The sequence below is a fragment of the Hydrogenophaga intermedia genome (assembly GCF_023715105.1).
Taxonomy (GTDB): Bacteria; Pseudomonadota; Gammaproteobacteria; order Burkholderiales; family Burkholderiaceae_C; genus Hydrogenophaga; species Hydrogenophaga intermedia_A.
In genome coordinates, this window is sequence record NZ_JAMBNO010000015.1 from 32,496 (window position 1) to 55,389 (window position 22,894).

The window sequence follows — 22,894 nt, forward strand, 5'->3', positions numbered from 1 at the left end:
CACAGCTAGGGCGATGCCGGCAGCACGCGCAGCACGCGGCCATCGGCGCTGTCGGTGAGCAGGTAGAGCGCGCCTTGCGGGCCGACGCGCACGTCGCGGATGCGTTCGCCCAGTTCCGTGAACAGCACGTCCTGCGGCCCCGGTGTGTCGACCGCCATGGGCACGCGGCGCACGCTGCGCTCCTTCAGGGCCGCCACGAACAGGCTGCCACGCCACGCCGGGAACAGTGCGGCGTCGTACCACGCCAGCCCGGCCGGCGCGATCGACGGGGTCCATTCCAGCAGCGGCGGCTCGATGCCGGGCAGGCTGCGGTAGGGCGTGATGCGTGCGTAGGTGTAGTCGATGCCGCCGGTGGTGATCGGCCAGCCGTAGTTGGCACCGGGCCGGATGCGGTTGAGCTCGTCGCCCCCGCGCGCGCCGTGTTCGTGGGCGTAGGGCACGCCGTTGACCACCACCAGCCCCTGCGGGTTGCGGTGTCCAGAGCTGAAGATCTCGGGCCGTGCATCGGCGCGTCCGACGAAGGGGTTGTCGGCGGGCACGCGGCCATCGGGGTGGATGCGCAGCAGCTTGCCCAGATGCGTGTTCAGGCGCTGCGCGTCCGTGCGGTCGAGGTTGCCGTCACCCATGCCGATGAGGACGGTGCCGTCCGGCAGCCAGGCCATGCGGCCGCCGAAATGCTGCGTGTCGCGCTTGGCGGGTTGCGAGGTGAACACGGGTTGCACGCCTTGCAATTGCCGACCATCGAAGCGCGCGCGCACCACGCGCAGGTGGTTCGCCTCCGGGGTGCCGTGCGCGAAGGACAGGAGCACCTCGCCGCTCGTGCTGAAGGACGGGTCCGCCACCACGTCGAACAACCCGGCCTGCCCGCGCGCCAGCACGGCGGGCACACCGGCCACGGGTTCGGCACGCAGCTCGAGCCGTCCGCCGGGGCCGGGCTCGATGACGCGCAGGCGCCCCGGGCGCTCGGTCACCAGCAGGCGGCCATCGGGCAGGAACGCCAGCGACCAGGGGTGCTCGAGCCCGCTGGCCACGGTCTCGACGCGATAGCCCGCGGCGTGTGCCGAGGTCAGGCTGGCGAGCACAATGGCGATCAGGGCAGCAAGGAATTTCTGACAGGCCATCGGTTGATCAACATGAAACACGGTATCGCGAGCGATTCTGCACACCGTCGCTGGACATCACACCTCGTTGCGCTGCTGGCGGCCTGGCTGCTCGCCAGCGCCTGGGGCTCGGTGGCGCAGACGCAATGGAATCTGCAGGCCCTGGCCGGGCTCGGTGTGGACATTCCGTGGGCCGAGCGCGCGCGCACGACCTGGCAGGATCTGATCGGCTTCGCGCCGGTGTACGCAGGCATTCTGGCCGCTGGCTGGCTGCCCGCGCTGGCGGTGGGGAACTGGCTGGGCCGGCGCTGGCCCGCGGCCCGCAACGCGTGGCTGGCCGCGGCGGCCGGTGCGGGCATGGTGGCGGCGGTGCTCGCGGTCGACGCGGTGGCCCCGATGCCGTCGTTCATCGATGCCACCCGGCACCTGCCCGGCCTGCTGAGCATGGCCGCCGGGGCAGTGCTCGCCGGCTTCGCCTACGGCCGTCTCACGTCGCGCGCGCAGCGAAAGCCGATGTAGACCACCGCCGTGTCGGCCGGCTTGGTCTGCACGTGGCTGTCGCGCATCTGCTCGGCGCCGTACCACCAAGAGCCGCCGCGCGTGCGCTGCTCGCTGCCGGGGCCGCTGTCGACCCATTCCCACACGTTGGCGCCCATGTCGTGGAGGCCGTTGACGCCCATGGCCGACGCGCCCACGGGTGCGTGGCCGCGGCCGCGCGAGCTGATGGCGTTGCCCACGGTCGCCGTGGACCCGCAGTCGCCCAGGCAGTTGGCGCCCAGGGGCTGATCGCCGGTGGGGAAGCGGTAGGTCTTGCCGGTGACGAAACCGGGTGGGGGCGCGGTGCGCCGCTCGGTGTACGCGGCCTCGCCCCACTCGGCGTCGGTGGGCAGGCGCTTGCCCGCCCAGCGGCAGTAGGCCGCGGCCTCGGCATGGGTCACGTGCACAGCCGGTTCTTCGTCGCGGGCCAGGCTGCCGAAAGGCGCACGCCAGGTCCAGCCCTCGCGACGTTGCCAGCCCCCTTCGTAGGTGCTGCCACCGCCGGCGCGCTCGGCGGCCGTCACCAGGCCGGTGGCGTCGACGAAGGCGCGGAATTGCGCCACGGTGACCTCGGTGCGGTCAATCTCGAAGCGGCCGATCGGCTGCATGACAGCGGCCTGCGCGGCCGAGGCGGCCACCCACAGGGCCACAGCGATCCAGGGCGATGTGATCATTGGCATGGCGGACATTCTGCGGTCGTCACAGGCTGGCCACGGCGCCGTCGCTGCGCGGGTCGGCGGCGCCCTCGATCACGCCGTTCGCGTGGCGCACCAGGGCGCCGGCGTGGCCCATGGTGTCGCTGAAGGCCTCGGGCAGCATCTCCACCGCATGGCCCGCATCGGCCAGCTGGCTCACCACATGGGGGTCGAAGCGGCTTTCCAGCTTGAGCGTGGTGCTGGTCGCGCCCCAGGTGCGCCCAAGCAACCAGCGCGGCGCGCTCACCGCCTGCTGCAAGGTCTGCCCGAAGCGCGCGTAACGCGTGAAGATGGCGGCTTGCGTCTGCGGCTGCCCTTCGCCGCCCATGGTGCCAAAGGGCATCACGCGGCCATCGTCGAACAGCGCCAACGACGGGTTGAGTGTGTGGAACGGTTTGCGGCCCGGCTCCAGCGTGTTGAGCGCGCGTGGGTGCAATGAGAAGCTGGTGCCGCGGTTCTGCCAGCAGATGCCGGTGCCGTCGAGCACCAGGCCCGAGCCGAACTCCCAGTACACGCTCTGGATGAAGCTCACCGCGCGGCCCTCGCGGTCGATCACGCCCATCCAGATGGTGTCGCCGGGCGCCGTGGGCTCCGGCCAGGGCAGTGCGCGCTTGGGGTCGATGTTGTCAGCAAGGTCGGCCAGCACGCTGGGCTGGAGGTAGCGGCGCGGGTCCTCCGGCAGGTGCGCGGGGTCGGTGACGACGCGCTCGCGCACGCGAAAGGCGCGCTTGGTGGCCTCCACCAGACCGTGCAGGTGCGCAAAGCCCTCGCCTTCGCTCACGCCGAGCCGATCGAACAGGTCCAGGATCATGAGCGTGGACAGGCCCTGCGTGGGCGGCGGCAGGTTGTACACCGTGCTGTCGTGCAGCCGCACCGCGAGCGCGTCGACGAAGCGCGCCTGGTAGGCGGCCAGGTCGTCCGGCCCCACCGGGCTGCCCGCCCGCAGCAGGGCCGAGCCGATGCGCGCGCCCAGCTCACCCCGATAGAAGTCGTCAAGCCCGCGCGTGGCCAGGTGCTGCAGCGTGTCGGCCAGCGCGGGCTGGCGCAGCAAGTGCCCCACGGCGGGGGGCTCACCGTCGACCAGGTAGGTGCCCGCAAAGCCCGGCGCATCGCCCAGGCCGTCGCGCAGCTTGCTGCGGGTGAGTGCGGCCTGGCTCGCGGTGACGGCCACGCCATCGCGTGCGTGGCGGATGGCATCACCCAGCAGCCGCGACAGATCCAGGCGCCCGCCCCAGCGTGCCGAGACCTCCAGCGCGCGCTGCCAGCCGCCCACGGTGCCGGCCACCGTGACCGCCGCCAGCGGGCCGCGCGAGGGGATCGCTTCGAAGCCGCTGTAGAACTCGCGCGTGGCCAGCGCGGCGGCCGGGCCGCAGGCCTCGATGGCCACGGGCGTCTGGCCGGGCTCGTGGATCAGCCAGAAACCGTCGCCGCCGATGGCGTTCATGTGCGGGTACACCACCGCGATCGTCGAGGCGGCGGCCACCATGGCCTCGACGGCGTTGCCGCCGTCGCGCAACACATCGCGCGCGGCCTGTGCGGCCAGGTGGTGCGGCGCGACGGCCATGCCGCCCAGCGCTCTCAAGGTGTGAATCATCTGCAGGTCTCCATCGATGTGGTTCTAGTTCAACAGCCCGACGAACATGCGCGCCGAGGTCAGCGCCAGGAAGGCGGCGAACAGCCAGCGCAGGCGGCGTGCGTCAATGCGGTGTGCCAGTGTCGCTCCCCAGGCGGTGGTCAGGAGTGTCGCCGGCACGATCAGCGCAAAGCCCAGCAGGTTCACATAGCCCAGGCTCAAGGGCGGGCGCAGCGGCACGTCCAGCCCCCCGATCATGAAGGCCAGCGCGCCGGGCACGCTGATGACGGTGCCCAGCAGGGCGCCGGTGCCCACGGCCGTGTGCATGGGCACGCGCAGCGCGTTGAGGATCGGCACCGACAACGTGCCGCCGCCGATGCCCATGAGCGTGGAGACGCCGCCAATGCCGCTGCCCAGCAGCGCGGTGCCCAGCGGGCCGGGCAGGCCGTCGCGCAAGGCAAAGCCGTCGCGCTTGAAGGCCATGTTCAGCGCCACCCCCAGCGCCACGCTGGCGAACACGGCGGTCAGCACCCAGCCCTTGAGGAAACCACTGGCCAGCGCGCCGAGCGCCACACCCACGACCACCGAGGGCAGCAGGCGGCGGATCAGCGCCGGATCGAGGCTGCCCTTGCGACGGTGCGCGCGGCTGGAAACGATGGAGGTCGGCACGATGGTCGCAAGCGAGGTGCCCACCGCGACGTGCATGCGCACCGATTCGTCGATGCCCAGCAGCGTGAACAGGTGGTAGAGCATGGGCACGATGACGATGCCACCGCCCACGCCGAGCAGCCCGGCGAGCACCCCGGCCACCAGGCCGGTGGCCAGCAGGGCGGCAGCCAGCCCCAGCAGCCAGGTGCCGCTGTGTTGTGCGAAGAACTCCATCGCGCTACCAGCCGATGGCCTTGGGCAACCACAGCGCGATCTGCGGGAACTGGAACAGCAGCACCAGCGCCAGCAGTTGCAGCCCGATGAAGGGAATCACGCCCTTGTAGATGTCCTTGATGTTGACCTCGGGTGGCGCCACGCCTTTCAGGTAGAACAACGCCCAGCCGAACGGCGGCGTGAGGAAGCTCGATTGCAGGTTGAGGGTGATGAGCATGGCCAGCCACACCGGGTCGACGCCCATGTTGAGCAGGATCGGCAGGAACAGCGGCACCGCGATGTAGCTGATCTCGATCCACTCGATGAAGAAGCCGAGCACGAAGATGATGGCCATCAGGAACCAGACGGCGGTGTTCACGCCGCCCGGCAGCTGCTCGAACAGGCCGGCGATCAGTTCCTCGCCCTGCAGCCCGCGGAACGAGAGCGCAAACACCTGGGCCGTCATCAGGATGAACATCATGATGGCGGTGATCTTGCTGGTGTCCAGCGCGGTCTCCTTGAGCGTCTTCCAGCTCAACCGGCGCGACAGTGCGGTGATCAGAACCGCGCCCACCGCGCCCATGCTGGCGGCCTCGGTGGGGGCGGCGATGCCGCCCACGATGGAACCCAGCACCGCTACCACCAGCATCACCGGCGGCACCAGAACCTTGAGGAAGCGCACCCAGAGCTGGCGGCGCGACACCGCGTCGCGCTCCGCCACGGGCAGCGCCGGCATGCTGGCCGGGCGCAGCATGCCCATCACCAGCAGATAGATGATGTAGACCGCCGCCAGCAACATGCCCGGGCCGACGGCGGCCGCAAACAAGGTGCCCACCGAGAGCTGCATGATGTCCGACAGCAGGATCAGGATCAGGCTGGGCGGGATGATCTGGCCCAGCGTGCCCGACGCGCAGATGACGCCGCAGGCCACGCTCTTGTCGTAGCCGCGGCGGATCAGCGTGGGCAGCGTGAGCAGGCCCAGCGTGATGATGGTGGCGCCCACGATGCCGGTGGTCGCGCCCATGAGCACGCCAAACAGTACGATGCCGATGGCCATGCCGCCCTTGAGTCCGCCCGCCAGGTGGCCCATGACATCAAGCAAGTCATCGGCCAGGCGCGATTTCTCGAGCATCACGCCCATGAACACGAACAACGGGATCGCCATCCACTGGTAGCCCCCCACCACACCATAGAAGCGCGCCGGCAGCAGGTTGAACAGCGTCTCGCCGAAGCCGAGCCAGCCGAACACGAAGCCGGTGACGGCCAGGCTCACCGCCACCGGGATGCCGATCATCAGCATCAGGAAGAAGCCGCCCAGCATCAGCAGGGCGTAGGTGTGCATCTCAAACACGACGTGCCTCCTGCGCGCCGTCAGCCGGCGAGAGCAGGCGCACCAGGTGCGCAAGCTGCTGCAGCACCAGCAGGCCGTAGCCCAGCGGGATCAGCGACTTCACGATCCAGCGCAAGGGAATGCCGCCCGGGTCGGGCGAGCCCTCGGCGATGGCGCGCGATTGCTCGACGTAGCCGAGCGAGAGTGCGATGAACAGCACGCTCACGGTGATCAGCAGCAGCGCAGCGAGCACGTCGACCGCGCGCTTGAGCGGCGCCGGAAAGCGCGCGTAGAACAGGTCCACGCGCACGTTCTCACCACGCTGCAGGGCGTGGCTCATGCCCAGCAGGATCAGGGCCGCCAGCAGGTGCCATTCCAGCTCCTGCGCCCACACCGAGCCCACACTCATCGTGTAGCGCAGGATGACGTTGGTGGCGACCAGGCCGATCATCGCCAGCGCGATCCACGCGGTCAGCGTGCCGATGCGGTCGATGAACCCCTCGATGAACGCGGCCAGCGGCCGCAATGCCTTGAGCATGATGCCTCGCCCCTTGCCCGATCAGCCGCGAACCTTGAGGTGGTAAGCCTCTTCGCTGATTTCGCTCCAGCGGTCGTACTTGGCCTTGAACGCGAAGTACGAGTCGTGCACCTTCTTCGTCAGCGGGTCCTTGATGGCCTCGGTCAGCACCTTGTCGGTCTCGGTCTTGAGCGCCTTGATGACGTCGTCGGGCAGGGGGCGTGCGGTCACGCCCTGGTTCTTGATCAAGTCTTCCATGGCGTCGGAGTTCGCCTTCTGGCACCACCCCTCGCTGATGACGTTGCAGGCTGCGGAGGCGTTGCTCACGATGGCCTGCAGGTCCTTGGGCAGCTTGTCCCAGGCGGCCTTGTTGATCAGCAGCTCCGACACGGTGGACGACTCGTGCCAGCCGGTGGTGTAGTAGAACTTGGCGGCCTTGTGCAGGCCCAGTCGGCGGTCCTGGAACGGGCCGACGAACTCGGCCGCGTCAATCACGCCGCGCTCCAGCGCCGGGAAGATCTCGCCACCCGGCAGCACCTTCACGTCCACCCCGAGGTTGGCGTACACCTTGCCGGCCAGGCCCGGAATGCGCATCTTCAGGCCGCGCAGGTCGGCCACGTTCTTGATCTCTTTCTTGAACCAGCCGGTCATCTGCACGCCGGTGTTGCCGCAGGGCATGGCCACCATGCCGAAGGGCGCGTAGACCTCGTTCCAGAGGTCGATGCCGCCACCGTCGTACAGCCAGCCGTTCATGCCCTGGAAGTTCATGCCAAAGGGCACAGCGGTGAAGTACTGGGCCGCGGCGGTCTTGCCGGTCCAGAAGTAGGCGTTGGCGTGGTTCATTTCCACGGTGCCGGCGCGCACGGCGTCAAAGCCCTCGAAGGCCGGGATCAGTTCACCAGCGCCGAACACCTGGATGTTCAGGCGACCGTCCGACATCTCGCGGATGCGTTTGGCGAGATCGCTCGCGCTGCCGGGGCCGTCCATGTAAAACGGCGAGCCCTTGCCGTAGGCGCTGGTCATCTTCCAGTTGAAGCGCGCGCTTTGCGCGTTGGCGAGCATGGGGGCACCCAGCGCCGTGGTAGCGATGGCGGCGCGCGAGAGGAACTGGCGGCGGATCAGGGACATGGCGACGCTCCTGCAGAAAGGTGTTGAAAGGATGGGTGGCGGTTGCCGTTTGTCATGCGACGAAAACAGCTGTCCGCAATCCCTGTGCCATGTGCGAAGTCCGCCTGGCGACCTTGTTTGCGCGTACTTAACGGCTAATTTGTTGGCATGCTTCCCGTTTTGGTGCATGCCGTGGAGCGAGGCGGAGGTGTCGAATGTTCAGCCGCCAGCCGATCCATGACCGTTTGTTCAGCAACAACGTCGTTGCCGGCCCGCGAGGTTGTTCAGCGTGACCCGCTGGCACGCCTGGGCGGAACATTCGGCAGCACCGCACAAGCGCGGTGCGGGTGCACCAAACGCGTTGTTCGGGGCGATCAGAGCCGCGCGCCGCCGCGGCGGTTCTTCACCCGCGTGAGCAGGGTCTTGCAGTCCACCGAGACGATCTCGGGGCGGTTGAACACGTGGCGGCGCACGAAGGACTCGAAGCTCGCCGGGCTCTCGGTGAGCGCGTGCACGTGCAGGCTGCGCAGGTCGCTCATGATGTAGAGGCTCACCACCTCGGGGCAGTCCGCCAGCTCCTGGGCAATGCGTTCGATCGCCGCCGGCGTGACCACGATGTCGAGGAAGGTCGAGTTCACCTGGCCGAGCTTTTCGGGGTTGATGACCGCGGCGAACAACTCGATCACGCCACTGGCCTGCAGCGCCTGCACCCGGGCGCGGGCATGCGCGCGCGAGATGCCAAGTTGCCGCGCAAGGTCGGCGAAGGACGCGCGGCCGTCCTTGACGAGGATGTTGAGCAACGTGCTGTCGAGGCGGCTCAGGCCGAGGTCGGGGGCGGGAAGGGTGGGGGAGGTCATGCCGGTGCTGCAAGCAACCTGCACGCCAGGGCGCGCACGCTACCCCGGGCTCTGCGCTCAGCGGCGCAGGTGCGTCTCGAGTTCGGCCAGCACGCCGTCGATGCCCTGCAGCGTGGTGGCCAGCTCGCGGCACAGCTGCAGCCATTCCTGGCGCTGGGCCGAATGGCCCGGGTCGGTGTCGGCGGTGATGAGCCGCACGGTGGATTCGAGGTCGCCCCCGGCGCGCTGGCGCAGGCCCATGGCGTGGATGAACAGCCCACGCGCCGTTTCATGGGTGTCGCCCATGGCGGTTCGGGCGTCGCCGGTGGCGGTGACGTCGGCCATCAGCAGGTTGCGCAGGGTTTCCAGCGCGGCCGTGAGCTGGCGCATGCGCTCGCAGACGGCGACGAGGTGGTCGAAAGCGTTGTCCATGGTCAGCTTGGCACCTTAGCGCAGGGCGCTGGGCGAGGCGCGTGATCGGGATCACGCGGCGCGGCCAGCGGACCAGCGGACGTTTTGCGGTGCGGCGCGGTTCAGTCCTCGCGCGCCTCGGCCTCGCGCGGCACGAAGGCCACCTCGCGCCCGTCGGCCAGCAGCTGGCAGATGCGCTGCGGGCGGCCGTTGTCGTCGAGTTCGAGCAAGCCGACGCCGGCGCCGTTGAGCAGCCGCCGCCCGTGGGGCGTGCCTTCGGGCTTGCGCGGTGTGACCTTCATGTGGCGCCGCCTGGTGAAGCGGTTGAGCGGCGAGCGCGGCGAGTAGAGCCAGCGGTTGAGGTGGTCGAGCCACTTGAGCAAGCCGTCGGGAAAGGCGTTGCGCAAGCCGCTGCTGCAGACCTGCCAGATGTGCGGCCCCTGCACCGGTGCACGCCGGCGACCGCGTGGGCGCAGCTCGACGTCGTAGACGAAGGAGTAGTGCACGTCGCCAGACAGCACCACGAAGGTCTGCGGCGTCTTCGGGTGGCGGAAGATGTTGAGCACCGCGCTCGCGGCGCCGGGGTGCGACATCCAGTTCTCCGCGTCCACCATCAACGGTTTGCCGAAGAAGCTGAACACACGCTGCACCGTCTCGATGAGCTTGACGCCGAAGATCGGCGCCGAGGCCACCAGCAGCACCGCGGGGTGGCCGCGCAGTGCCTGCTGCAGATCGGTGAGCGCCTCCCAGTCCATCAGGCCCGAGGGGCGCCGCGGCGACACCTCGGAGCGCCAGCGGTGCGTGCGGCTGTCCAGCACCATCAGCGGCGGTGAGGTCGGCCACACGTAGTGCCAGTCGCGCCACTGCAGCAGGCGCTCGATCAATGCTTCGTGCGCCTGGCCACCGGGTGCATCGAGCGCGGCCTGCACCTGATCGAGCAGGCCCTGCGGCTCGAACGCTTCCGGCCGGTTGCCCCAGGCCTGGTTGAGCAGGTAGGCCAGCAGCGCGTTGCCGATCACGCGGCGCGAGAACGGGTGGCCGTAGGCTACGTCCTCCCACTCGCGGCTGAGGTTCCAGTCATCGGTGATGTCGTGGTCGTCGAACACCATCGCCACGGGCAGGTGCGCCAGTGCGCGGCGCGCGGCGGCCAGGCCCTCGCGGAAGTCCGCAATGGCGCGCGCCTCGCGGGCGTAGCGTTCGCGGCCGCTCTCGTCGAGTCCGGGCGGTGGCGACAGATCGAGCCCCTGCCATGGCAACGGGGACCACACGAGCAGGTACATGGCCAGCACCTCGCCCAGGGTGATGAGGTGGTTGTGCGCGTTGTCGGTGGTGAAGATGGGTTTCCTGGCGCCGTCGAACAGGAGGTCGATCAGCCGCTCGCTGCGCGGTGTGCGCGGCAGCAACTGCTCGCGCCGGTAGTAGGTGTTCGGGTGCGTGAGCAGGTCGGCGCTGTCGCGCACGCCGCTGCCCTCGGCGCCGGGGATGGCTTCGTCGCGCAGGCCCAGGCGTTGCATCAGGCCGTGGATGGCGCGCAGCAGCGGGCCCGCGACGTCGTCGCAATAGACCTGGTCGCCACTGAGCACCAGGGCCGACGGCCAGTGGGCGAGGTCGTTCTCGGCCAGGCGTTGCGCGAGGTGGGCATCGGCGCGCGCCAGCCCGTCGCCGCCGCCCGCGTGGTGCGGCTTGCGGCAGGAGCCGTGCAGCAGCGCGTGCACCCGCGGCGCGTGCACGAAGCCGGGCGTGTCATGGCCGGCGTGGCACAGCGCGGCGTCGTCCAGCGCAACCCAGGTGCCATCGGGGTTGGCGAACTCGAAGCGGTAGCCGGTCCAGGTGTTCTCGCCCAGTGCCTCGTCCAGCGACAGATCGATCAGCAGCAGGAACAGGCGTTCGCCTGCGCGCAGTGTGCGCACCGTGGGTTCGTGGGTTGTGCGGTGACCGTCTTCATGGCACAGCGTGATGCGCAGGTCACAGGCCTGTGTGGTGGCCAGCCACCACGCCACACGCTGCGCCTGCACTCGTCGCAACAGAGGGCCGGCCAGCACCAGGGGCAGTTCGTTGTGTTCGGGGTCGTGCAACGGGTCGGGCGTCAGATCGGGCGTCGGATCGGGGAGTTGATCGGGTCGGGAGACAGTCATGGTGCCGGACCATTGTGGCGCGGACATGAAGCGCGTGCTGCGCTGCGGCAAAAAAGCCGCGGCGTGCGCTCAGGCGGCCTGCCGCAGCGTCTGCACCAACACGCGGTGCAGCGCGTCCACCGCGGGCGCGCCGCGCGATGCGCGGCTGCGGTAAGCCGCCACCGCCATGGGTGCCAGCGGCCCGAGTCCGTGCTCCGGCCCGAGCACCTGCAGGTGCGCCGGTGCACTGCATTGCGTGAGCACCGCCACCGCGAGGCCGCTCTCCACCGCCGCGATCTGCCCGGCCAGGCTGGAGCTGTGGTAGGCCACGCGGTGCCGCCGGCCCTGCAGCGACAGCGTGGTCAGGGCGTGCTTGCGTGCGAGGCTGCTGTCTTCGTAGACCGCGATCGGCAGGGGGTCGCGACGCCACACATCGAACTGCGGCGAACCCACCCAGACCAGCGGTTCGTGGAACAGCAGCGTGCCGCGCTGCGCGTGGTCGCGCGAGATCAGCGCGAGGTCGAGTTCGCCGCGTGCCACGCGTGGAATGAGCCGCGTCGACTGCTCGCAGTCGAGTTCGATTTCCACCGCTGCGTGGCGCGCCGCGAAACGCTTGAGCACCGGCGTGAGGTAGCGCGCGGCGTAGTCGTCGGGCACGCCCAGGTGCACGCGGCCCTGCAGGGTGTCCGGCTTCATGGCTGCCTGCGCTTCGGCATGCAGGTCGAGCAGGCGGCGCGCGTAGCCGAGCAGGGCCTGGCCATCCGGGGTGAGCTCCAGCTGGCGCGGCCCACGCAGCAGCAGGGCACGCCCCACCGCGCGTTCGAGCTTCTGCAACTGCATGCTCACGGCGGATTGCGAGCGGCTCACCTCGGGCGCGGCAGCCGAGAGCGAGCCCGCGTCGACCACCGCCACGAAGCACTTGAGCCAGTCGATCTGCAGGTCGTCGGCGCGCATGGATTCGATTTCCGGATGAATGGAATCCGAATTATCCGCTTCTCGAAACCATTGATCGCTTTCACAGTGACGCCATGAACAACGCAGCAAGCGACGAACGACGCGCCGCCTGGCGCATGGCCGCCGGCGGCGCTCTGCTGGGCACGCTGGGGGTGTTCCTGCTCGAATCGGGCAGCGACGCCGCCAGTGCTGCCTGGTTCCGCTGCGCCTTCGGTCTGCTCGCACTCACGCTGTGGGCCCGGGTCACGGCGCGTGCACCGCTGTGGCAACTGCCGCCAGGCGCCCTGGGCCGGGTGGTGCTGGCTGCGGGCCTGGTGGTGCTGAGCTGGGTCGTGTTCTTTGCTGCCATTCAACGCCTGTCGGTGGGTCTGGCGACGGTGGTCTTCCATGTGCAGCCACTGTGTTTGATGCTGGCCGGCGCCTGGTGGCTGGGCGAGCCGCTGCCGCGTGCCCGCATTGCTGCGGTGGTGCTGGCCTTGCTGGGCCTGGCGCTGGCCACCGGCCTGTTCGGTGGCGGCGCGGCGGTGTCGGTGGTGGGTGTGGCGTTGTGCGGCGTGGCCGTGGCGGGCCAGACGTTGGTCGGCTTGCTGCTGCGCGCGCGCACGCCGGTGCCGCCGCTGGCCCTGGCGTGGTGGCAGTGCGCGGTGGGCTCGCTGGTGCTGTGGCCCTGGCTGCTGCTGGGCGGCTGGCCCGCTTGGGGGCCGGCCTGGGGCTGGCTCGCCGCACTGGGCATCGTGCACACCGGGCTGGCTTATGTGCTCATCTACGGTGGCATGTCGCGCCTGACCACATCGCGCAGCGCGCTGCTGCAGTTCGTTTACCCGGCGGTCACGCTGCTGTGCGATGCCCTGGTATACGAACGCTGGTTGTCACCGGCGCAGTTGCTGGGTGTCTCACTGATGGCCTTGGCCCTTTGGTGGGGCGGCAGATCGTCCGGCACACAGCCTGGCGGATCGCTCACTCCTCCAGCAGCGAGCGCAGCATCCAGGCCGTCTGCTCGTGCACGGTGAGGCGCTGCACCAGCACGTCGGCGGTGGGTTCGTCGCTGGCCTTGTCGACGAGCTCGAACATGGCGCGAGCGGTGCGCGCTGCGCCTTCGTGGCCCTTGGCCAGGATGGCCACCATCTCCATCGCCTTGGGCGGCGTGGTGGGTGCGTCGGGCAGGGAACTGAGCTTGGCGAATTCGGCATAGCTGCCAGGGGCCACGTGGCCGAGCGAGCGGATGCGCTCGGCGATCGGGTCGACGGCGTTCCACAGCTCGGTGTACTGCTCCATGAACATGGTGTGCAGGCTGTTGAACATCGGGCCGGTGACGTTCCAGTGGAAGTTGTGCGTGGTCAGGTACAGCGTGTAGGTGTCGGCCAGCAGATGGCTCAAGCCCTTGGCGATGGCAGCACGGTCTTTTTCGCTGATGCCGATGTTGACGGCCATGACGGGTTTGGGGGTCTTCTTGCTCATGCATGCTCCTGAAGGTTCGGTGACGTCAGTGAGCTTACAGCGCCGCGCCGTGCGCGGTGTTGACCGGTATCTGTTCAGGAGATGTCATCGCTTGACCAGACGTCAGGCACGGGTTTGCCAGCCGTGATCCAGTGGTCCGTGGCCGTTGCCCAGGCGCCAGGCGGCCGACGCCTGCAACGCCCCACGCACGTAGTCGCGCGCCTGTGCCACCGCGTCGCGCAGCGCGAGCCCGCGTGCCAATCCGCAGGCGATGGCGCTGGAGAGCGTGCAGCCCGTGCCGTGGGTGTTGGGCGTGTCGATGCGCGCCCCTTCCCACGCGGTGCTGCCCGTGTCGTCAAGCAGCAGATCGGTCAACACCGGGCCTGAGAGGTGACCGCCCTTGAGCAAAACGCCGTTGGCGCCCATCGAACGCAAGTCGGCGGCTGCGGCGGGCAGTGCGTCGGCACGGGCGATCACGCGTCCCAGCAGCCAGCCGGCCTCGTCGAGGTTGGGCGTGATCACCGTGGCGCGGGGGAACAGATCACTCACCAGCACGGCGACGGTCTCTTCGGCGATGAGCCGGTCGCCGCTGGTGGCCACCATCACCGGGTCGAGCACGACGCGGTTCAGTCGGTGGCGATCGATCGCCTCGGCCACCACGCGCACGATGTCGGGGCCGTGCAGCATGCCGATCTTCACCGCGTCGACACCGATGTCTTCCACCACGGCGTCGATCTGCTGCGCGAGCAGCGCGGGCGGCAGCGCCTGAATGGCGCGCACGCCCTGCGTGTTCTGTGCCGTGATGGCGGTGATGGCCGTCATGCCGAAGCAGCCGAAGGCGCTGAAGGTCTTGAGGTCGGCCTGGATGCCGGCGCCACCGCCGGAATCGCTGCCGGCAATGCTGAGCACGCGGGGTGGGTGGGTCATGGACGCGATTGTCTCAGTGGCCGGCGGGCCAGCGCGGCGCCCATGGCAATGGCCGCAGCCGCCATGGGCGCCATGGCCTGCGGGTCCTGCATCGTGGCCAGTGTGGTGGCGCTGACCAGGCAGGCAAGCACGCCGAGCACCAGCAGGGTCCACCAGACCAGGTGGCCGCGCGCCGTGGCGCAGCGCCAGTGCAGCAACAGGCCCAGGCCCGCCACGGCCGTCGGGTCCGGGGCCAGCCCGATGAGTTCGGCATGCGTCAAGGCGCGCTCCCCGGCCCAGGCCATCAGCGGCCAGGACAGCGCGGCCATCAGCAGGAGCAGCAGACCCGCGCGCGCCGGCCGCAACGTAACGTCGCCTGCCAGCAGCGGCCAGCCCAGTGCCGCCATGGCGAACAGCCCTGCAAGCAGCTGCGCGCCCCAGTTGATCGGCACATAGTGTTGCCACACGAAGCCCCAGGCGACCGTCGCGCTCAGCACCGCCATCAGGCCCGCGGCCAGGCGCGGTGCCAGCGTCTCGCCGCGCCACAACGCCACCGCCAGCACGATCACGAGGGCGTTGGCCAGCAAGCCCAGCGGCCACCACGCCGCGTTGTGCAGCTCGAACAGGCGCCAGTAGGTGTCGGGCGCAAACATCAGGAAGTCCGCGGGTCGGTAGGTCCACCATTCGCTCATGGCATCGCGCTCCTCACAGCGCAGCGATGGTGCGCGCAATGCGATCGCGCAACGCCGGTGCAGGCAGCGGGCCGCGCGCGGCAGCCAGGTTCTCGCGCACGTGCGCAACCTGTCGCGTGGCCGGGATGGCGCAGGTCACAGCGGGGTGTGCGAGCACGAACTTCAGGATCAGCTGCGCCCAGCTGGTCGCGCCGGCGTCTGCGCTCGCCCAGGCGGGCAGTGGGTGGCGCGCCAGCGCACGCGTGAGCTGGCCTTCGCGGAAGGTGCGGTTGACGATCACCGCCACGCCCCGCTCCTGCGCCAGCGCCATCAGCGGCTCGGCCTCGCGGTCGAGCGGGTTGTAGGTGAGTTGCACCGCGTCGATCGCCTGCGTGCGCAGGATGCGTTCGAGCTCCGTGTGGCGGCGCCCCTCCGAGGTGCTGATGCCCACGTAACGCAGCCGGCCTTCGGCCTTCATGCGCTGCAGCGTCGGCAGGTGCTCCTCCCAGGCCAGCAGGTTGTGCACCTGCAGCAAATCGAACGTCGGCACACCCCAGTGCGCGCGCGAGGCCTCGATCTGTGCCGGCCCGCGCGCGCCGCTGCCGGTCCAGACTTTTTCGGCCGAGAACAAGGCGCCCGGGTGTCCGAGTTGGGCCAGCGCTTCGCCGATCACCGGCTGCGATGAGCCGTACATGGGCGAGCTGTCGATCAGGCGGCCGCCACCGGCGAAGAAGGCCCGGACCACCTCGGTGCACTGCGCGCGCGCACGCGGGTCGTTGCCGACATTGAACGTGATCCAGCTGCCCAGGCCGATGGCCGGCAGGGATTCACCGCCGCGCCCGATGCTGCGCTGCGTCATGACCTCCAGCGCGCTGGCGGCGGGTGCGAGGGGCGGCAGGCTCAGTGCCAGTCCAAGGCCGAGCAGAGGGCGGCGGCGCAGGCCGCGCCCGAGGGGTGGAGGGTGTTCCATTTCGTCACACAACAGTCACAAGCGTCAGTGGGTTATTACCTTGATCGAGTGGCGCCGAAAAATATCCCACACACAATGGAGTTGCCCGACCACGATCGGGTTCCACCCAACGAGGAGACACATGAAAACCACCCAGCTCATCGCAGCCATGCTGCTGTGCGGATTTGTCACGTCCGTCGCTGCCCAGGCCGGCAAGGACAACCTGCAGTCACTCAAGCAGTTCAAGGTCTCGGGCACCGACTTGAACATTCCGCCGGTAGCGCAGGAGGGCCGCAACGCCGAGGCGATCAAGGCCAACCTGAAGAACGTGAAGCTCCCGCCGGGCTTCAAGATCGAGCTCTACGCCGTGGTGCCGGATGCGCGTCACATGGCGGTGGCGCCCAACACCAACATGCTGTTTGTCGGCACGCGCAAGACGCGCGTGTGGGCCGTGACCGATCGCAACGGCGACGGTACGGCCGACGAGGTCAAGCCCTTCGCCCCGTCGCTGAATTTCAAGGTGCCCAACGGCGTTTGCTGGACCAAAGACGGCTTCCTGATCGTGGTGGAGCACAACCGCGTGCTCAATTTCCCCGCTGCCGAGTTCTTCTATGAAGGCCCGGATGTGGCCGTGATCGAGGTTGTTCCGCAAGGCGGTCTGATCCCGGTCGAGGAGGAGTCCTTCAACCACGGGGCGCGCGTGTGTCGTGTGGCCGACGATGGCACGCTCTATATCGCGCTGGGCCAGCCATACAACGTGCAGCCCGCGGGCAAGGTCGACCTGTACGACAAGCTCGGCATCGGCGGCATCGTGCGCATGAACGCCTTCGACGGCTCCAAGCGCGAGGTTTATTCGCGCGGCATCCGCAACTCCGTGGGCATGGACATCAACCCCAAGGACAAGACCGTTTGGTGGACTGACAACCAGACCGACGGCCTGGGTGACGATGTCCCGCCGGGCGAACTCAACCGGTCCACCAAGCTCGGAGAGCACTTCGGTTACCCCTACTGGAACGGCAAGTTCAAGGTGGCAGGCACGGGGGCCGCGCCGGACCTCAAGGACATGAAGGAGCCCGCCAACGCCGTGTTCCCGCAGGTGGAGTTCCCGGCGCACCAGGCACAGCTCGGCATGGCGTTCTACAACGGCAAGCAGTTCCCGGCCAAGTACCAGGGCGGCATCTTCGTGGCCGCGCACGGCTCGTGGAACCGCACCAAGCCCAGCGGGGCATTGATCAATTTCATCCCCGTCAAGGCCGACGGCACCGCGGGTGCGAGCGAAGTCTTTGCCGAAGGCTGGCTCGACGCCAATGGCGTCTACAAGGGCCGTCCTGTGGACGTGGCGCCGATGAAGGACGGTTCACTGCTGATCTCGGACGACTACGTCGGCGCGATCTACCGCGTGACCTACTCGCCCAACTGATGCGCGCGCCCACCTCGATCCTGGTGCTGGCCTTGCTGGCCGGCACCGCTTCGGCGGGGGACATCGCAGCAGGCCGCGCCAAGGCTGGCGCGGCCTGCGCGGTCTGCCACGGCCCAAATGGCTTGTCCATGCAACCCAATGTGCCCCACCTTGCGGGCCAGCCCGAGATTTATCTCGTGGAACAACTCAGAAACTACCGCAGCGGAAAGCGTGCGCACGAAGTCATGTCCGTGATTGCCAAGCCCCTGACCGACACCGAAATCGACAACCTTGCCGCGTGGTATGCCGCCATGCAGCTCAGCGTGCAATTGCCATGACACGTGTCGCTCTGAACGGCGCGCACGCGCTATGGACGGTTGCCCTCGGCCTCGCCGCGGCCCCCGTGTGGGCACAGGACGCACCCGACGGTGGCGCCCTGGCGCCCATCGTCATCACCGGCAGCGGTGCGGCCGACGCCCGCTGGCGTGGCAGCGCCTCGGTGGACGTGGTCGATGGCCGCGAGCTGCGCGACGGGCAGTTGCAGATCAATCTCTCCGAAAGCCTGGGCCGCGTGCCCGGTCTGGTGATCCGCAACCGCGAGAACTACGCGCAGGACCTGCAGGTCTCGATCCGCGGTTACGGCTCGCGCGCCACCTTTGGCGTGCGAGGTGTGAGGCTGTTCGTCGACGGCATCCCGGCCAGCGCGCCCGACGGCTCGGGCCAGGCGGCCAACTTCCCCATCGGCAGTGCCGAGCGCATCGAGGTTGTGCGCGGGCCGTTCGCGTCCTTGTATGGCGCTTCCAGCGGCGGCGCCATCCTGCTCTACACCGAAGATGGCGGCGAGCCCGGCGAGTGGCGCGTGGGTGCCGGCTTTGCCGAGAACGGCTTGTGGCGTTTGTCCACGCAGTTGAGTGGGCGCATCGGCGGCGCAGCGGGGTGGTCCTACGTGCTCGACACCGGCCGCTTCGAGACCGACGGTCAACGCCCGCAGTCGGCGGCCAACCGCAGCACCACCAACGCCAAGCTGGCGCGCGCGCATGACGGCGGGCGCACGGTGCTGGTGTTCAACCGTCAGACGTCCTTTGCGCTCGACCCGCAGGGGCTCACGCGCCAGGACTTCGATGCCGACCCGACGCAGACCAGCCAGTCCGCACTCGACTTCAACACCCGCAAATCGGTGTCGCAGACGCAGGCCGGCATCGCCTGGGACCAGGCGCTGGCCGGCGGACACAAGCTCGAACTCATGGGCTACGTCGGCCAGCGGCGCGTGGTGCAGTTCCAGTCCGTTCCCATCAACGCGCAGACGTTCGCCGCTGGCAGCTCGGGCGGCGTGATCGACCTGGACCGCGACTACGCCGGCTTCAATGCGCGCTGGCGGCTGCAGACCGAATGGGCAGGCGGGCGGCTGGATACCAGCGCCGGACTGGCCGGCGATCGCCAGACCGACCTGCGCCTGGGCTTCGAGAACTTCGTCGGCGGCACGCGGGGCGTGCTCGGCAACCTGCGCCGCGACGAGACCAACCGCGCCACCACGCTCGATCCCTACCTGCGTGCGGCGTGGACGCGCGACGACTGGACGCTGGAGGGCGGCGTGCGCCACGTCAGCGCGCGTTACCGCTCCGAAGACCGTTATCTCATCAACGGCGACCAAAGTGGTGCCACGCGCTTCAGCGGCAACCTGCCCGTGGTGGGGGTGCGCCGGCAGCTCAACCCGCAGACGCAGGCGTTCGCGGCCATCGGCCGCGGCCTGGAGATCCCCACGCTCAACGAGGCCGCGTACCGCAACAGCACCGGCACCGCGGGGCTCAACACCGACCTCAATGCCGCGCGCAGCATCAGCGCCGAAATCGGATTGCGCGGTCGCAATGCGGCCGGCCTGTGGAACGCCAGCGTGTTCGACATCCGCACCAACGACGAGATCATCACCCTGACCAACAGCGGTGGGCGCGCCGTGTTCGACAACGCGGGTCGCACGCGCCGGCAGGGCCTCGAGTTGTCCTCCGAGTACGGTCTGGGGGACTGGACGTTCAGCACGGCCTACACGTTTCTGCGCGCCACTTACCGCGACGCGTTCGTGTCCTGCACCGACTCGCCGTGCGCCACGCCGAACACGCCTGTGCCCGCGGGCAACCGCATCCCGGGTGTGCCGCAGCAACAGGTGTTTGCCCAGCTCGCGTGGACGCCTGCATGGGCCACACCCGTGGGCGGCGTGTTCACGCTCGAAGCGCGCCACACCGGCCGCGTGTTCGTCAACGACGCCAACACCGACTCTGCCGAGGGTCATACCCTTTTTGCCGTGGGTGCGCGCTTCGAACAGGTGCAAGGCCCCTGGACCTTTCGCCAGTTCCTGCGCATCGACAACCTGAGCGACCGCCGTCATGCGGGCTCGGTCATCGTCAACGACGGCAACAAACGCTTCTTCGAGCCCGGCCTCGGGCGCACCTTCTCCGCGGGCGTGGAATTCGTGCGAAGGTTCTAGGCAGTTTGCATGCAGCCGATCAACGGCGCGCCGGGCTGGGTGAGCGTGTCGGTTGAGGCCTGAACGATCGGTAGCATCCGGCGGGTCTTGAGAACCCTGGGGGTACCCCGGGGGCCACGAACCCGCCCGAAGCCACCGATGCCCTTGCCGACCCTGTCCCGCCGTTCCTTCGCCCTCGCCGGCATCGCCTCACTGGCCGTCCCTGCGCTGCATGCGCAGGGCAGCCGCATCGTGCTCGGGCAGTCGGCCGCTTTCAGTGGCCCTGCGGCCCAACTCGGCATCCAGTTCAACGCCGGCGCGCAGCTCTACTTTGATCTGCTCAACCAGCAAGGCGGCGTGAGCGGTCAGCGCATCGAGATCGTCAAGGTCGACGACGGCTACGAGCCCGATCGCTGTGCCGAGAACACGAGACAACTGCTCTCGCGTGGTTGCACCGCCTTGTTCGGCTACATCGGCACTCCCACCAGCCTGGCTGCGCTGCCACTGGCCACGCAGGCGGGCACACCCTTCATCGCGCCCTTCACCGGTGCGATGGGTTTGCGGGCTCCGTTCAATCGGCTCGCGTTCCACCTGCGTGCGTCCTACAACGACGAAACCGCCTTGATCGTGCGCCAGCTCACCAGCCTGGGTCTCAACGACATCGCCGTCTTCCACCAGAACGACGCTTACGGCAAGGCCGGTCTGGACGGCGTGACGCTGGCCATGGCTGCGCGCAATCTCAAGCCCAAGGCCACCGCCACGGTGGAGCGCAACTCGGTCGACGTGACCAAGGCCGTCGCGACCATCGTGGCGGCGCGCCCGCAGGCGGTGGTGCAGATCAGCGCCTACGCCTCGTGCGCGGCCTTCATCCGCGAGGCGCGCAAGGCGGGCTACGGCGGCACGTTCTACAACGTGTCCTTCGTCGGCACGCAGGCACTGGCCGACGAACTTGGCAAGGACGGCGCCGGCGTGGTGATCTCGCAGGTGGTGCCCAACCCGTTCTCCACCGCGCGCCCCATCACGCGCGACTTCCTCGACGCCATCGAGCGCGGCGGCAACAAGGTGCAGCCCAATTTCTCCAGCTTCGAGGGCTACCTGGCCGCGCGCATGCTGACCGAGGGCGCGCGCCGTGCGGGCGGGCGGCTCAACCCGGACAGCCTCGTCAACGGCCTGGAGGCGATTGGCGACACCAGCTTCGGTGGTTTTTCCATCTCGCTCGGCCCCAACAACCACGTGGCTTCGAAATTCGCCGAGTTGTCCATGCTCACCGGCGACGGCAAGGTACGTACCTGAGGCGTGCACGCCGGGGGGAGTCCCGCGCGGGCGCCTGCTGGCGCGTGCCGCACGTTCGGTGCATGATCGTGCGCAACGGTCCGCGCAACGGTACGCGCGCCGATCCGCGTAACGATGCTCCCGATGACGACAGCCACCTCCCTTGTCTCCCCCGTGGCCGTGTGGCCTCCCATCCCCGGCCACCGTGCGGCGGCGGCGCTGTTCGTGGTCACGGCCGACCACCGCGTGTGCGCTGCCAACGAAACGGCTTCGGCGTGGTTTGATCCCTCGGGCGCCATGCTGCCGCTGGCGAGCTTTCTGGGCATACCCGATCACGATGAACGCATGGGCGATCTGCTCGCCCTTGCGGCAGACCTCAAGGCCAACCGACTGCCGCGCGAGATGCGGCTCACGCTGCGCCGCCGCAACCTCGAGACCTTCTCTGCCCTGCTGATGGCCACCCCACTGGCCGACAGCGACGGCAACCACCTGGGCTTTGACGCGATGCTGCTGGACCTCTCGCGCTGGTCCGACCGCTCGGCGCTCGTGCCACCCACCCGCGACGAGTCGCTGGCGCATCGGCTGGAAGACGCCGGGCGTTCACTGGCCATGTTGCGCCGCGAACTCGAGGGCATCTCGCAGGTGCTGGGGCACGACATGCGCTCCCCGATCCGCCATGTGCTGGCGTTCTTGCGGCTGGCGCGCGAGCGGATGGAGGCGTTGCACCTGAATGACGCAGCGCTGAACGAATATTGCGATGGTGTGCAGAAGGCCGCCCACCGGCTCAACGCCATGATTGAGGCGATGCACGACTACCTGCACCTGTGTCGGGCCCGCCTGAACGTGACGGACGTGCCGCTCGGCCCGCTGGTGCAGGGTGTGCTGGCACACCTGGGTACGCCTCGCACAGGCCAGCCGATCGAGTGGCAGGTGGCGAGCGATCTGCCCACCGTGCGCGGCGATCCGATGCTGCTGGCCCAGGCCATTCGCCACCTGCTGGACAACGCGGTGAAATTCACGCGCCCGGTGGCCAGCCCGCGCATCGTGCTTCGGTGGTCGCACGCGGCCGACGGGCGTTTCCATCTCCATGTCGAGGACAACGGCGTGGGCTTCGACCGCCAGCACGCAGACAGGCTCTTTTTGCTGTTCCAGCGCCAGCACCATTCGAGCGATTTCGACGGTCTGGGCGCGGGGCTGGCCATGACCCACTGCATCATCGAACGCCATGGCGGCGAGCTGTTTTGCGATGCCACGCCCGATGGCGGCTGCCGCGTGCGCTTCACCTTGCCGGACGGGCGGCTCGACGAGCCCGGCATCGACGTCGATTGAACGGGGGACGCGTTGGCGTTGCCCCGGGTGCCCGAGCGGCGTGCTCAGTCGGGGATGACCGCCGTGACCTCGATCTCCACCTTGGCGCGCGCTTCCACCAGCCGGCGAACCTCCACGCAAGTCATCGCGGGGAAGTACTTGCCCATCACCGAGCGGTAGGCCTCACCGAGCTCGCGCAGGCGCGCGTTGTACTCGTCGCGGTCGAGGATGTACCAGGTCATGCGGACCATGTGCTCGGGGCCAGCCCCGGCACAGCGCAGCACGTCGTGCACGTTCTGCAGTGCCTGGCGCGTCTGCGCGATGAAGTCGTCGCTTGCGAACTGCTGCTGGCCGTTCCAGCCGATCTGGCCACCAACGAAGATCTGCGTGCCGCGCGCGGCGATGCCGTTGGCGTAGCCTTTGGCAGGAAGCCATCCGTCGGGGTGGAGGTGTTGCATC

General features: G+C 68.9%; 23 protein-coding genes. 7 read left to right on the forward strand and 16 right to left on the reverse strand.

Annotated elements, in window-relative coordinates; all coding sequences use genetic code 11:
- Positions 1-5: 5 nt before the first annotated feature.
- Positions 6-1,121, reverse strand: a complete 1,116-nt coding sequence (locus M3149_RS15005; RefSeq protein ID WP_251710354.1) for a PQQ-dependent sugar dehydrogenase — start codon at positions 1,119-1,121, stop codon at positions 6-8.
- 12 nt (positions 1,122-1,133) lie between these two features.
- Here M3149_RS15005 and M3149_RS15010 point away from each other — a divergent pair, with 12 nt between their 5' ends.
- Positions 1,134-1,619, forward strand: coding sequence for a hypothetical protein (locus M3149_RS15010; RefSeq protein ID WP_251710355.1), 486 nt, complete (start codon positions 1,134-1,136; stop codon positions 1,617-1,619).
- On the opposite strand, the gene M3149_RS15015 is transcribed toward M3149_RS15010, so the two are convergent.
- The 10 genes from M3149_RS15015 to M3149_RS15060 form a co-directional block, all read right to left on the reverse strand.
- Positions 1,577-2,317 (reverse strand): formylglycine-generating enzyme family protein, encoded by a 741-nt coding sequence (locus M3149_RS15015; RefSeq protein WP_251710356.1) that lies wholly within the window; start codon positions 2,315-2,317, stop codon positions 1,577-1,579. The two genes, M3149_RS15010 and M3149_RS15015, sit on opposite strands and share 43 nt — an antisense overlap.
- Before the next feature lie 19 nt (positions 2,318-2,336).
- Positions 2,337-3,926 carry a gamma-glutamyltransferase family protein gene (locus M3149_RS15020; RefSeq protein ID WP_251710357.1) on the reverse strand — a complete coding sequence of 530 codons (1,590 nt, stop codon included), beginning with the start codon at positions 3,924-3,926 and terminating at the stop codon, positions 2,337-2,339.
- A 24-nt stretch (positions 3,927-3,950) separates the two neighbouring features.
- Positions 3,951-4,787 (reverse strand): sulfite exporter TauE/SafE family protein, encoded by an 837-nt coding sequence (locus tag M3149_RS15025; protein WP_251710358.1) that lies wholly within the window; start codon positions 4,785-4,787, stop codon positions 3,951-3,953.
- Positions 4,788-4,791: 4 nt separating this feature from the next.
- Positions 4,792-6,108, reverse strand: a complete 1,317-nt coding sequence (locus M3149_RS15030) for a TRAP transporter large permease (RefSeq protein WP_251710447.1) — start codon at positions 6,106-6,108, stop codon at positions 4,792-4,794.
- 1 nt (position 6,109) lies between these two features.
- Complete coding sequence (locus tag M3149_RS15035; RefSeq protein ID WP_251710359.1) at positions 6,110-6,634, reverse strand: TRAP transporter small permease subunit; 525 nt, start codon at positions 6,632-6,634, stop codon at positions 6,110-6,112.
- A 21-nt stretch (positions 6,635-6,655) separates the two neighbouring features.
- Complete coding sequence (locus M3149_RS15040) at positions 6,656-7,741, reverse strand: TRAP transporter substrate-binding protein (RefSeq protein ID WP_251710360.1); 1,086 nt, start codon at positions 7,739-7,741, stop codon at positions 6,656-6,658.
- A 353-nt stretch (positions 7,742-8,094) separates the two neighbouring features.
- Positions 8,095-8,577 (reverse strand): Lrp/AsnC family transcriptional regulator, encoded by a 483-nt coding sequence (locus M3149_RS15045; RefSeq protein WP_251710361.1) that lies wholly within the window; start codon positions 8,575-8,577, stop codon positions 8,095-8,097.
- Positions 8,578-8,634: 57 nt separating this feature from the next.
- Complete coding sequence (locus M3149_RS15050; protein ID WP_251710362.1) at positions 8,635-8,988, reverse strand: hypothetical protein; 354 nt, start codon at positions 8,986-8,988, stop codon at positions 8,635-8,637.
- Between the two features lie 101 nt (positions 8,989-9,089).
- A complete protein-coding gene (locus M3149_RS15055) occupies positions 9,090-11,102 on the reverse strand; it encodes an alkaline phosphatase family protein (RefSeq protein WP_251710363.1) in 2,013 nt (670 codons plus the stop codon).
- Between the two features lie 69 nt (positions 11,103-11,171).
- Positions 11,172-12,035 carry a LysR family transcriptional regulator gene (locus tag M3149_RS15060; protein WP_251710364.1) on the reverse strand — a complete coding sequence of 288 codons (864 nt, stop codon included), beginning with the start codon at positions 12,033-12,035 and terminating at the stop codon, positions 11,172-11,174.
- Between the two features lie 74 nt (positions 12,036-12,109).
- Here M3149_RS15060 and M3149_RS15065 point away from each other — a divergent pair, with 74 nt between their 5' ends.
- The gene (locus M3149_RS15065; protein WP_251710365.1) at positions 12,110-13,045 is read left to right on the forward strand and encodes a DMT family transporter; all 936 of its coding nucleotides are present in this window, start codon (positions 12,110-12,112) and stop codon (positions 13,043-13,045) included.
- Here the strand turns inward: M3149_RS15065 and M3149_RS15070 are convergent.
- From M3149_RS15070 to M3149_RS15085, 4 genes are all read right to left on the reverse strand, one after another.
- Positions 12,993-13,493: a Dps family protein gene (locus M3149_RS15070; protein ID WP_251710366.1), complete on the reverse strand. Its 501-nt coding sequence runs from the start codon at positions 13,491-13,493 to the stop codon at positions 12,993-12,995. The two genes, M3149_RS15065 and M3149_RS15070, sit on opposite strands and share 53 nt — an antisense overlap.
- 102 nt (positions 13,494-13,595) lie before the next feature.
- On the reverse strand, positions 13,596-14,399 hold the full coding sequence (gene thiD, locus M3149_RS15075; RefSeq protein WP_251710367.1) for a bifunctional hydroxymethylpyrimidine kinase/phosphomethylpyrimidine kinase: 804 nt from the start codon (positions 14,397-14,399) through the stop codon (positions 13,596-13,598).
- Positions 14,396-15,070, reverse strand: coding sequence for a hypothetical protein (locus tag M3149_RS15080; RefSeq protein WP_251710368.1), 675 nt, complete (start codon positions 15,068-15,070; stop codon positions 14,396-14,398). Before M3149_RS15080 ends, thiD begins: the two co-directional genes overlap by 4 nt.
- A gap of 13 nt (positions 15,071-15,083) precedes the next feature.
- A complete protein-coding gene (locus M3149_RS15085; protein ID WP_251710369.1) occupies positions 15,084-16,019 on the reverse strand; it encodes an aldo/keto reductase in 936 nt (311 codons plus the stop codon).
- Positions 16,020-16,140: 121 nt separating this feature from the next.
- Between M3149_RS15085 and M3149_RS15090 the strand changes: the two genes are divergently transcribed.
- The 5 genes from M3149_RS15090 (at position 16,141) to M3149_RS15110 (ending at position 22,456) form a co-directional block, all read left to right on the forward strand.
- Positions 16,141-17,418, forward strand: a complete 1,278-nt coding sequence (locus tag M3149_RS15090; RefSeq protein WP_251710370.1) for a PQQ-dependent sugar dehydrogenase — start codon at positions 16,141-16,143, stop codon at positions 17,416-17,418.
- On the forward strand, positions 17,418-17,735 hold the full coding sequence (locus M3149_RS15095; RefSeq protein ID WP_251710371.1) for a c-type cytochrome: 318 nt from the start codon (positions 17,418-17,420) through the stop codon (positions 17,733-17,735). The genes M3149_RS15090 and M3149_RS15095 overlap by 1 nt, the downstream gene beginning before the upstream one ends.
- Positions 17,732-19,876, forward strand: coding sequence for a TonB-dependent receptor family protein (locus tag M3149_RS15100; protein ID WP_251710372.1), 2,145 nt, complete (start codon positions 17,732-17,734; stop codon positions 19,874-19,876). The genes M3149_RS15095 and M3149_RS15100 overlap by 4 nt, the downstream gene beginning before the upstream one ends.
- A gap of 138 nt (positions 19,877-20,014) precedes the next feature.
- The gene (locus tag M3149_RS15105) at positions 20,015-21,148 is read left to right on the forward strand and encodes an ABC transporter substrate-binding protein (RefSeq protein WP_251710373.1); all 1,134 of its coding nucleotides are present in this window, start codon (positions 20,015-20,017) and stop codon (positions 21,146-21,148) included.
- A 123-nt stretch (positions 21,149-21,271) separates the two neighbouring features.
- Positions 21,272-22,456, forward strand: a complete 1,185-nt coding sequence (locus M3149_RS15110) for a sensor histidine kinase (protein WP_251710374.1) — start codon at positions 21,272-21,274, stop codon at positions 22,454-22,456.
- Positions 22,457-22,500: 44 nt separating this feature from the next.
- Here the strand turns inward: M3149_RS15110 and M3149_RS15115 are convergent, their stop codons facing one another.
- Positions 22,501-22,893, reverse strand: coding sequence for a RidA family protein (locus tag M3149_RS15115; protein WP_435370751.1), 393 nt, complete (start codon positions 22,891-22,893; stop codon positions 22,501-22,503).
- Between the last annotated feature and the right edge of the window lies 1 nt (position 22,894).

Bases quoted from the DNA above. Each gene is read 5' to 3' on its own strand.
- M3149_RS15060 (WP_251710364.1), bottom strand. From the start codon at position 12,035: ATGCGCGCCGACGACCTGCAGATCGACTGGCTCAAGTGCTTCGTGGCG.
- M3149_RS15050 (WP_251710362.1), bottom strand. From the start codon at position 8,988: ATGGACAACGCTTTCGACCACCTCGTCGCCGTCTGCGAGCGCATGCGC.
- M3149_RS15105 (WP_251710373.1), top strand. From the start codon at position 20,015: ATGCCCTTGCCGACCCTGTCCCGCCGTTCCTTCGCCCTCGCCGGCATC.
- M3149_RS15090 (WP_251710370.1), top strand. From the start codon at position 16,141: ATGAAAACCACCCAGCTCATCGCAGCCATGCTGCTGTGCGGATTTGTC.
- M3149_RS15015 (WP_251710356.1), bottom strand. From the start codon at position 2,317: ATGCCAATGATCACATCGCCCTGGATCGCTGTGGCCCTGTGGGTGGCC.
- M3149_RS15110 (WP_251710374.1), top strand. From the start codon at position 21,272: ATGACGACAGCCACCTCCCTTGTCTCCCCCGTGGCCGTGTGGCCTCCC.
- M3149_RS15065 (WP_251710365.1), top strand. From the start codon at position 12,110: ATGAACAACGCAGCAAGCGACGAACGACGCGCCGCCTGGCGCATGGCC.
- M3149_RS15055 (WP_251710363.1), bottom strand. From the start codon at position 11,102: ATGACTGTCTCCCGACCCGATCAACTCCCCGATCCGACGCCCGATCTG.
- M3149_RS15005 (WP_251710354.1), bottom strand. From the start codon at position 1,121: ATGGCCTGTCAGAAATTCCTTGCTGCCCTGATCGCCATTGTGCTCGCC.
- M3149_RS15080 (WP_251710368.1), bottom strand. From the start codon at position 15,070: ATGAGCGAATGGTGGACCTACCGACCCGCGGACTTCCTGATGTTTGCG.
- M3149_RS15100 (WP_251710372.1), top strand. From the start codon at position 17,732: ATGACACGTGTCGCTCTGAACGGCGCGCACGCGCTATGGACGGTTGCC.
- M3149_RS15030 (WP_251710447.1), bottom strand. From the start codon at position 6,108: ATGCACACCTACGCCCTGCTGATGCTGGGCGGCTTCTTCCTGATGCTG.
- thiD (WP_251710367.1), bottom strand. From the start codon at position 14,399: ATGACCCACCCACCCCGCGTGCTCAGCATTGCCGGCAGCGATTCCGGC.
- M3149_RS15035 (WP_251710359.1), bottom strand. From the start codon at position 6,634: ATGCTCAAGGCATTGCGGCCGCTGGCCGCGTTCATCGAGGGGTTCATC.
- M3149_RS15020 (WP_251710357.1), bottom strand. From the start codon at position 3,926: ATGATTCACACCTTGAGAGCGCTGGGCGGCATGGCCGTCGCGCCGCAC.
- M3149_RS15010 (WP_251710355.1), top strand. From the start codon at position 1,134: ATGAAACACGGTATCGCGAGCGATTCTGCACACCGTCGCTGGACATCA.
- M3149_RS15045 (WP_251710361.1), bottom strand. From the start codon at position 8,577: ATGACCTCCCCCACCCTTCCCGCCCCCGACCTCGGCCTGAGCCGCCTC.
- M3149_RS15070 (WP_251710366.1), bottom strand. From the start codon at position 13,493: ATGAGCAAGAAGACCCCCAAACCCGTCATGGCCGTCAACATCGGCATC.
- M3149_RS15085 (WP_251710369.1), bottom strand. From the start codon at position 16,019: ATGGAACACCCTCCACCCCTCGGGCGCGGCCTGCGCCGCCGCCCTCTG.
- M3149_RS15115 (WP_435370751.1), bottom strand. From the start codon at position 22,893: ATGCAACACCTCCACCCCGACGGATGGCTTCCTGCCAAAGGCTACGCC.
- M3149_RS15025 (WP_251710358.1), bottom strand. From the start codon at position 4,787: ATGGAGTTCTTCGCACAACACAGCGGCACCTGGCTGCTGGGGCTGGCT.
- M3149_RS15040 (WP_251710360.1), bottom strand. From the start codon at position 7,741: ATGTCCCTGATCCGCCGCCAGTTCCTCTCGCGCGCCGCCATCGCTACC.
- M3149_RS15095 (WP_251710371.1), top strand. From the start codon at position 17,418: ATGCGCGCGCCCACCTCGATCCTGGTGCTGGCCTTGCTGGCCGGCACC.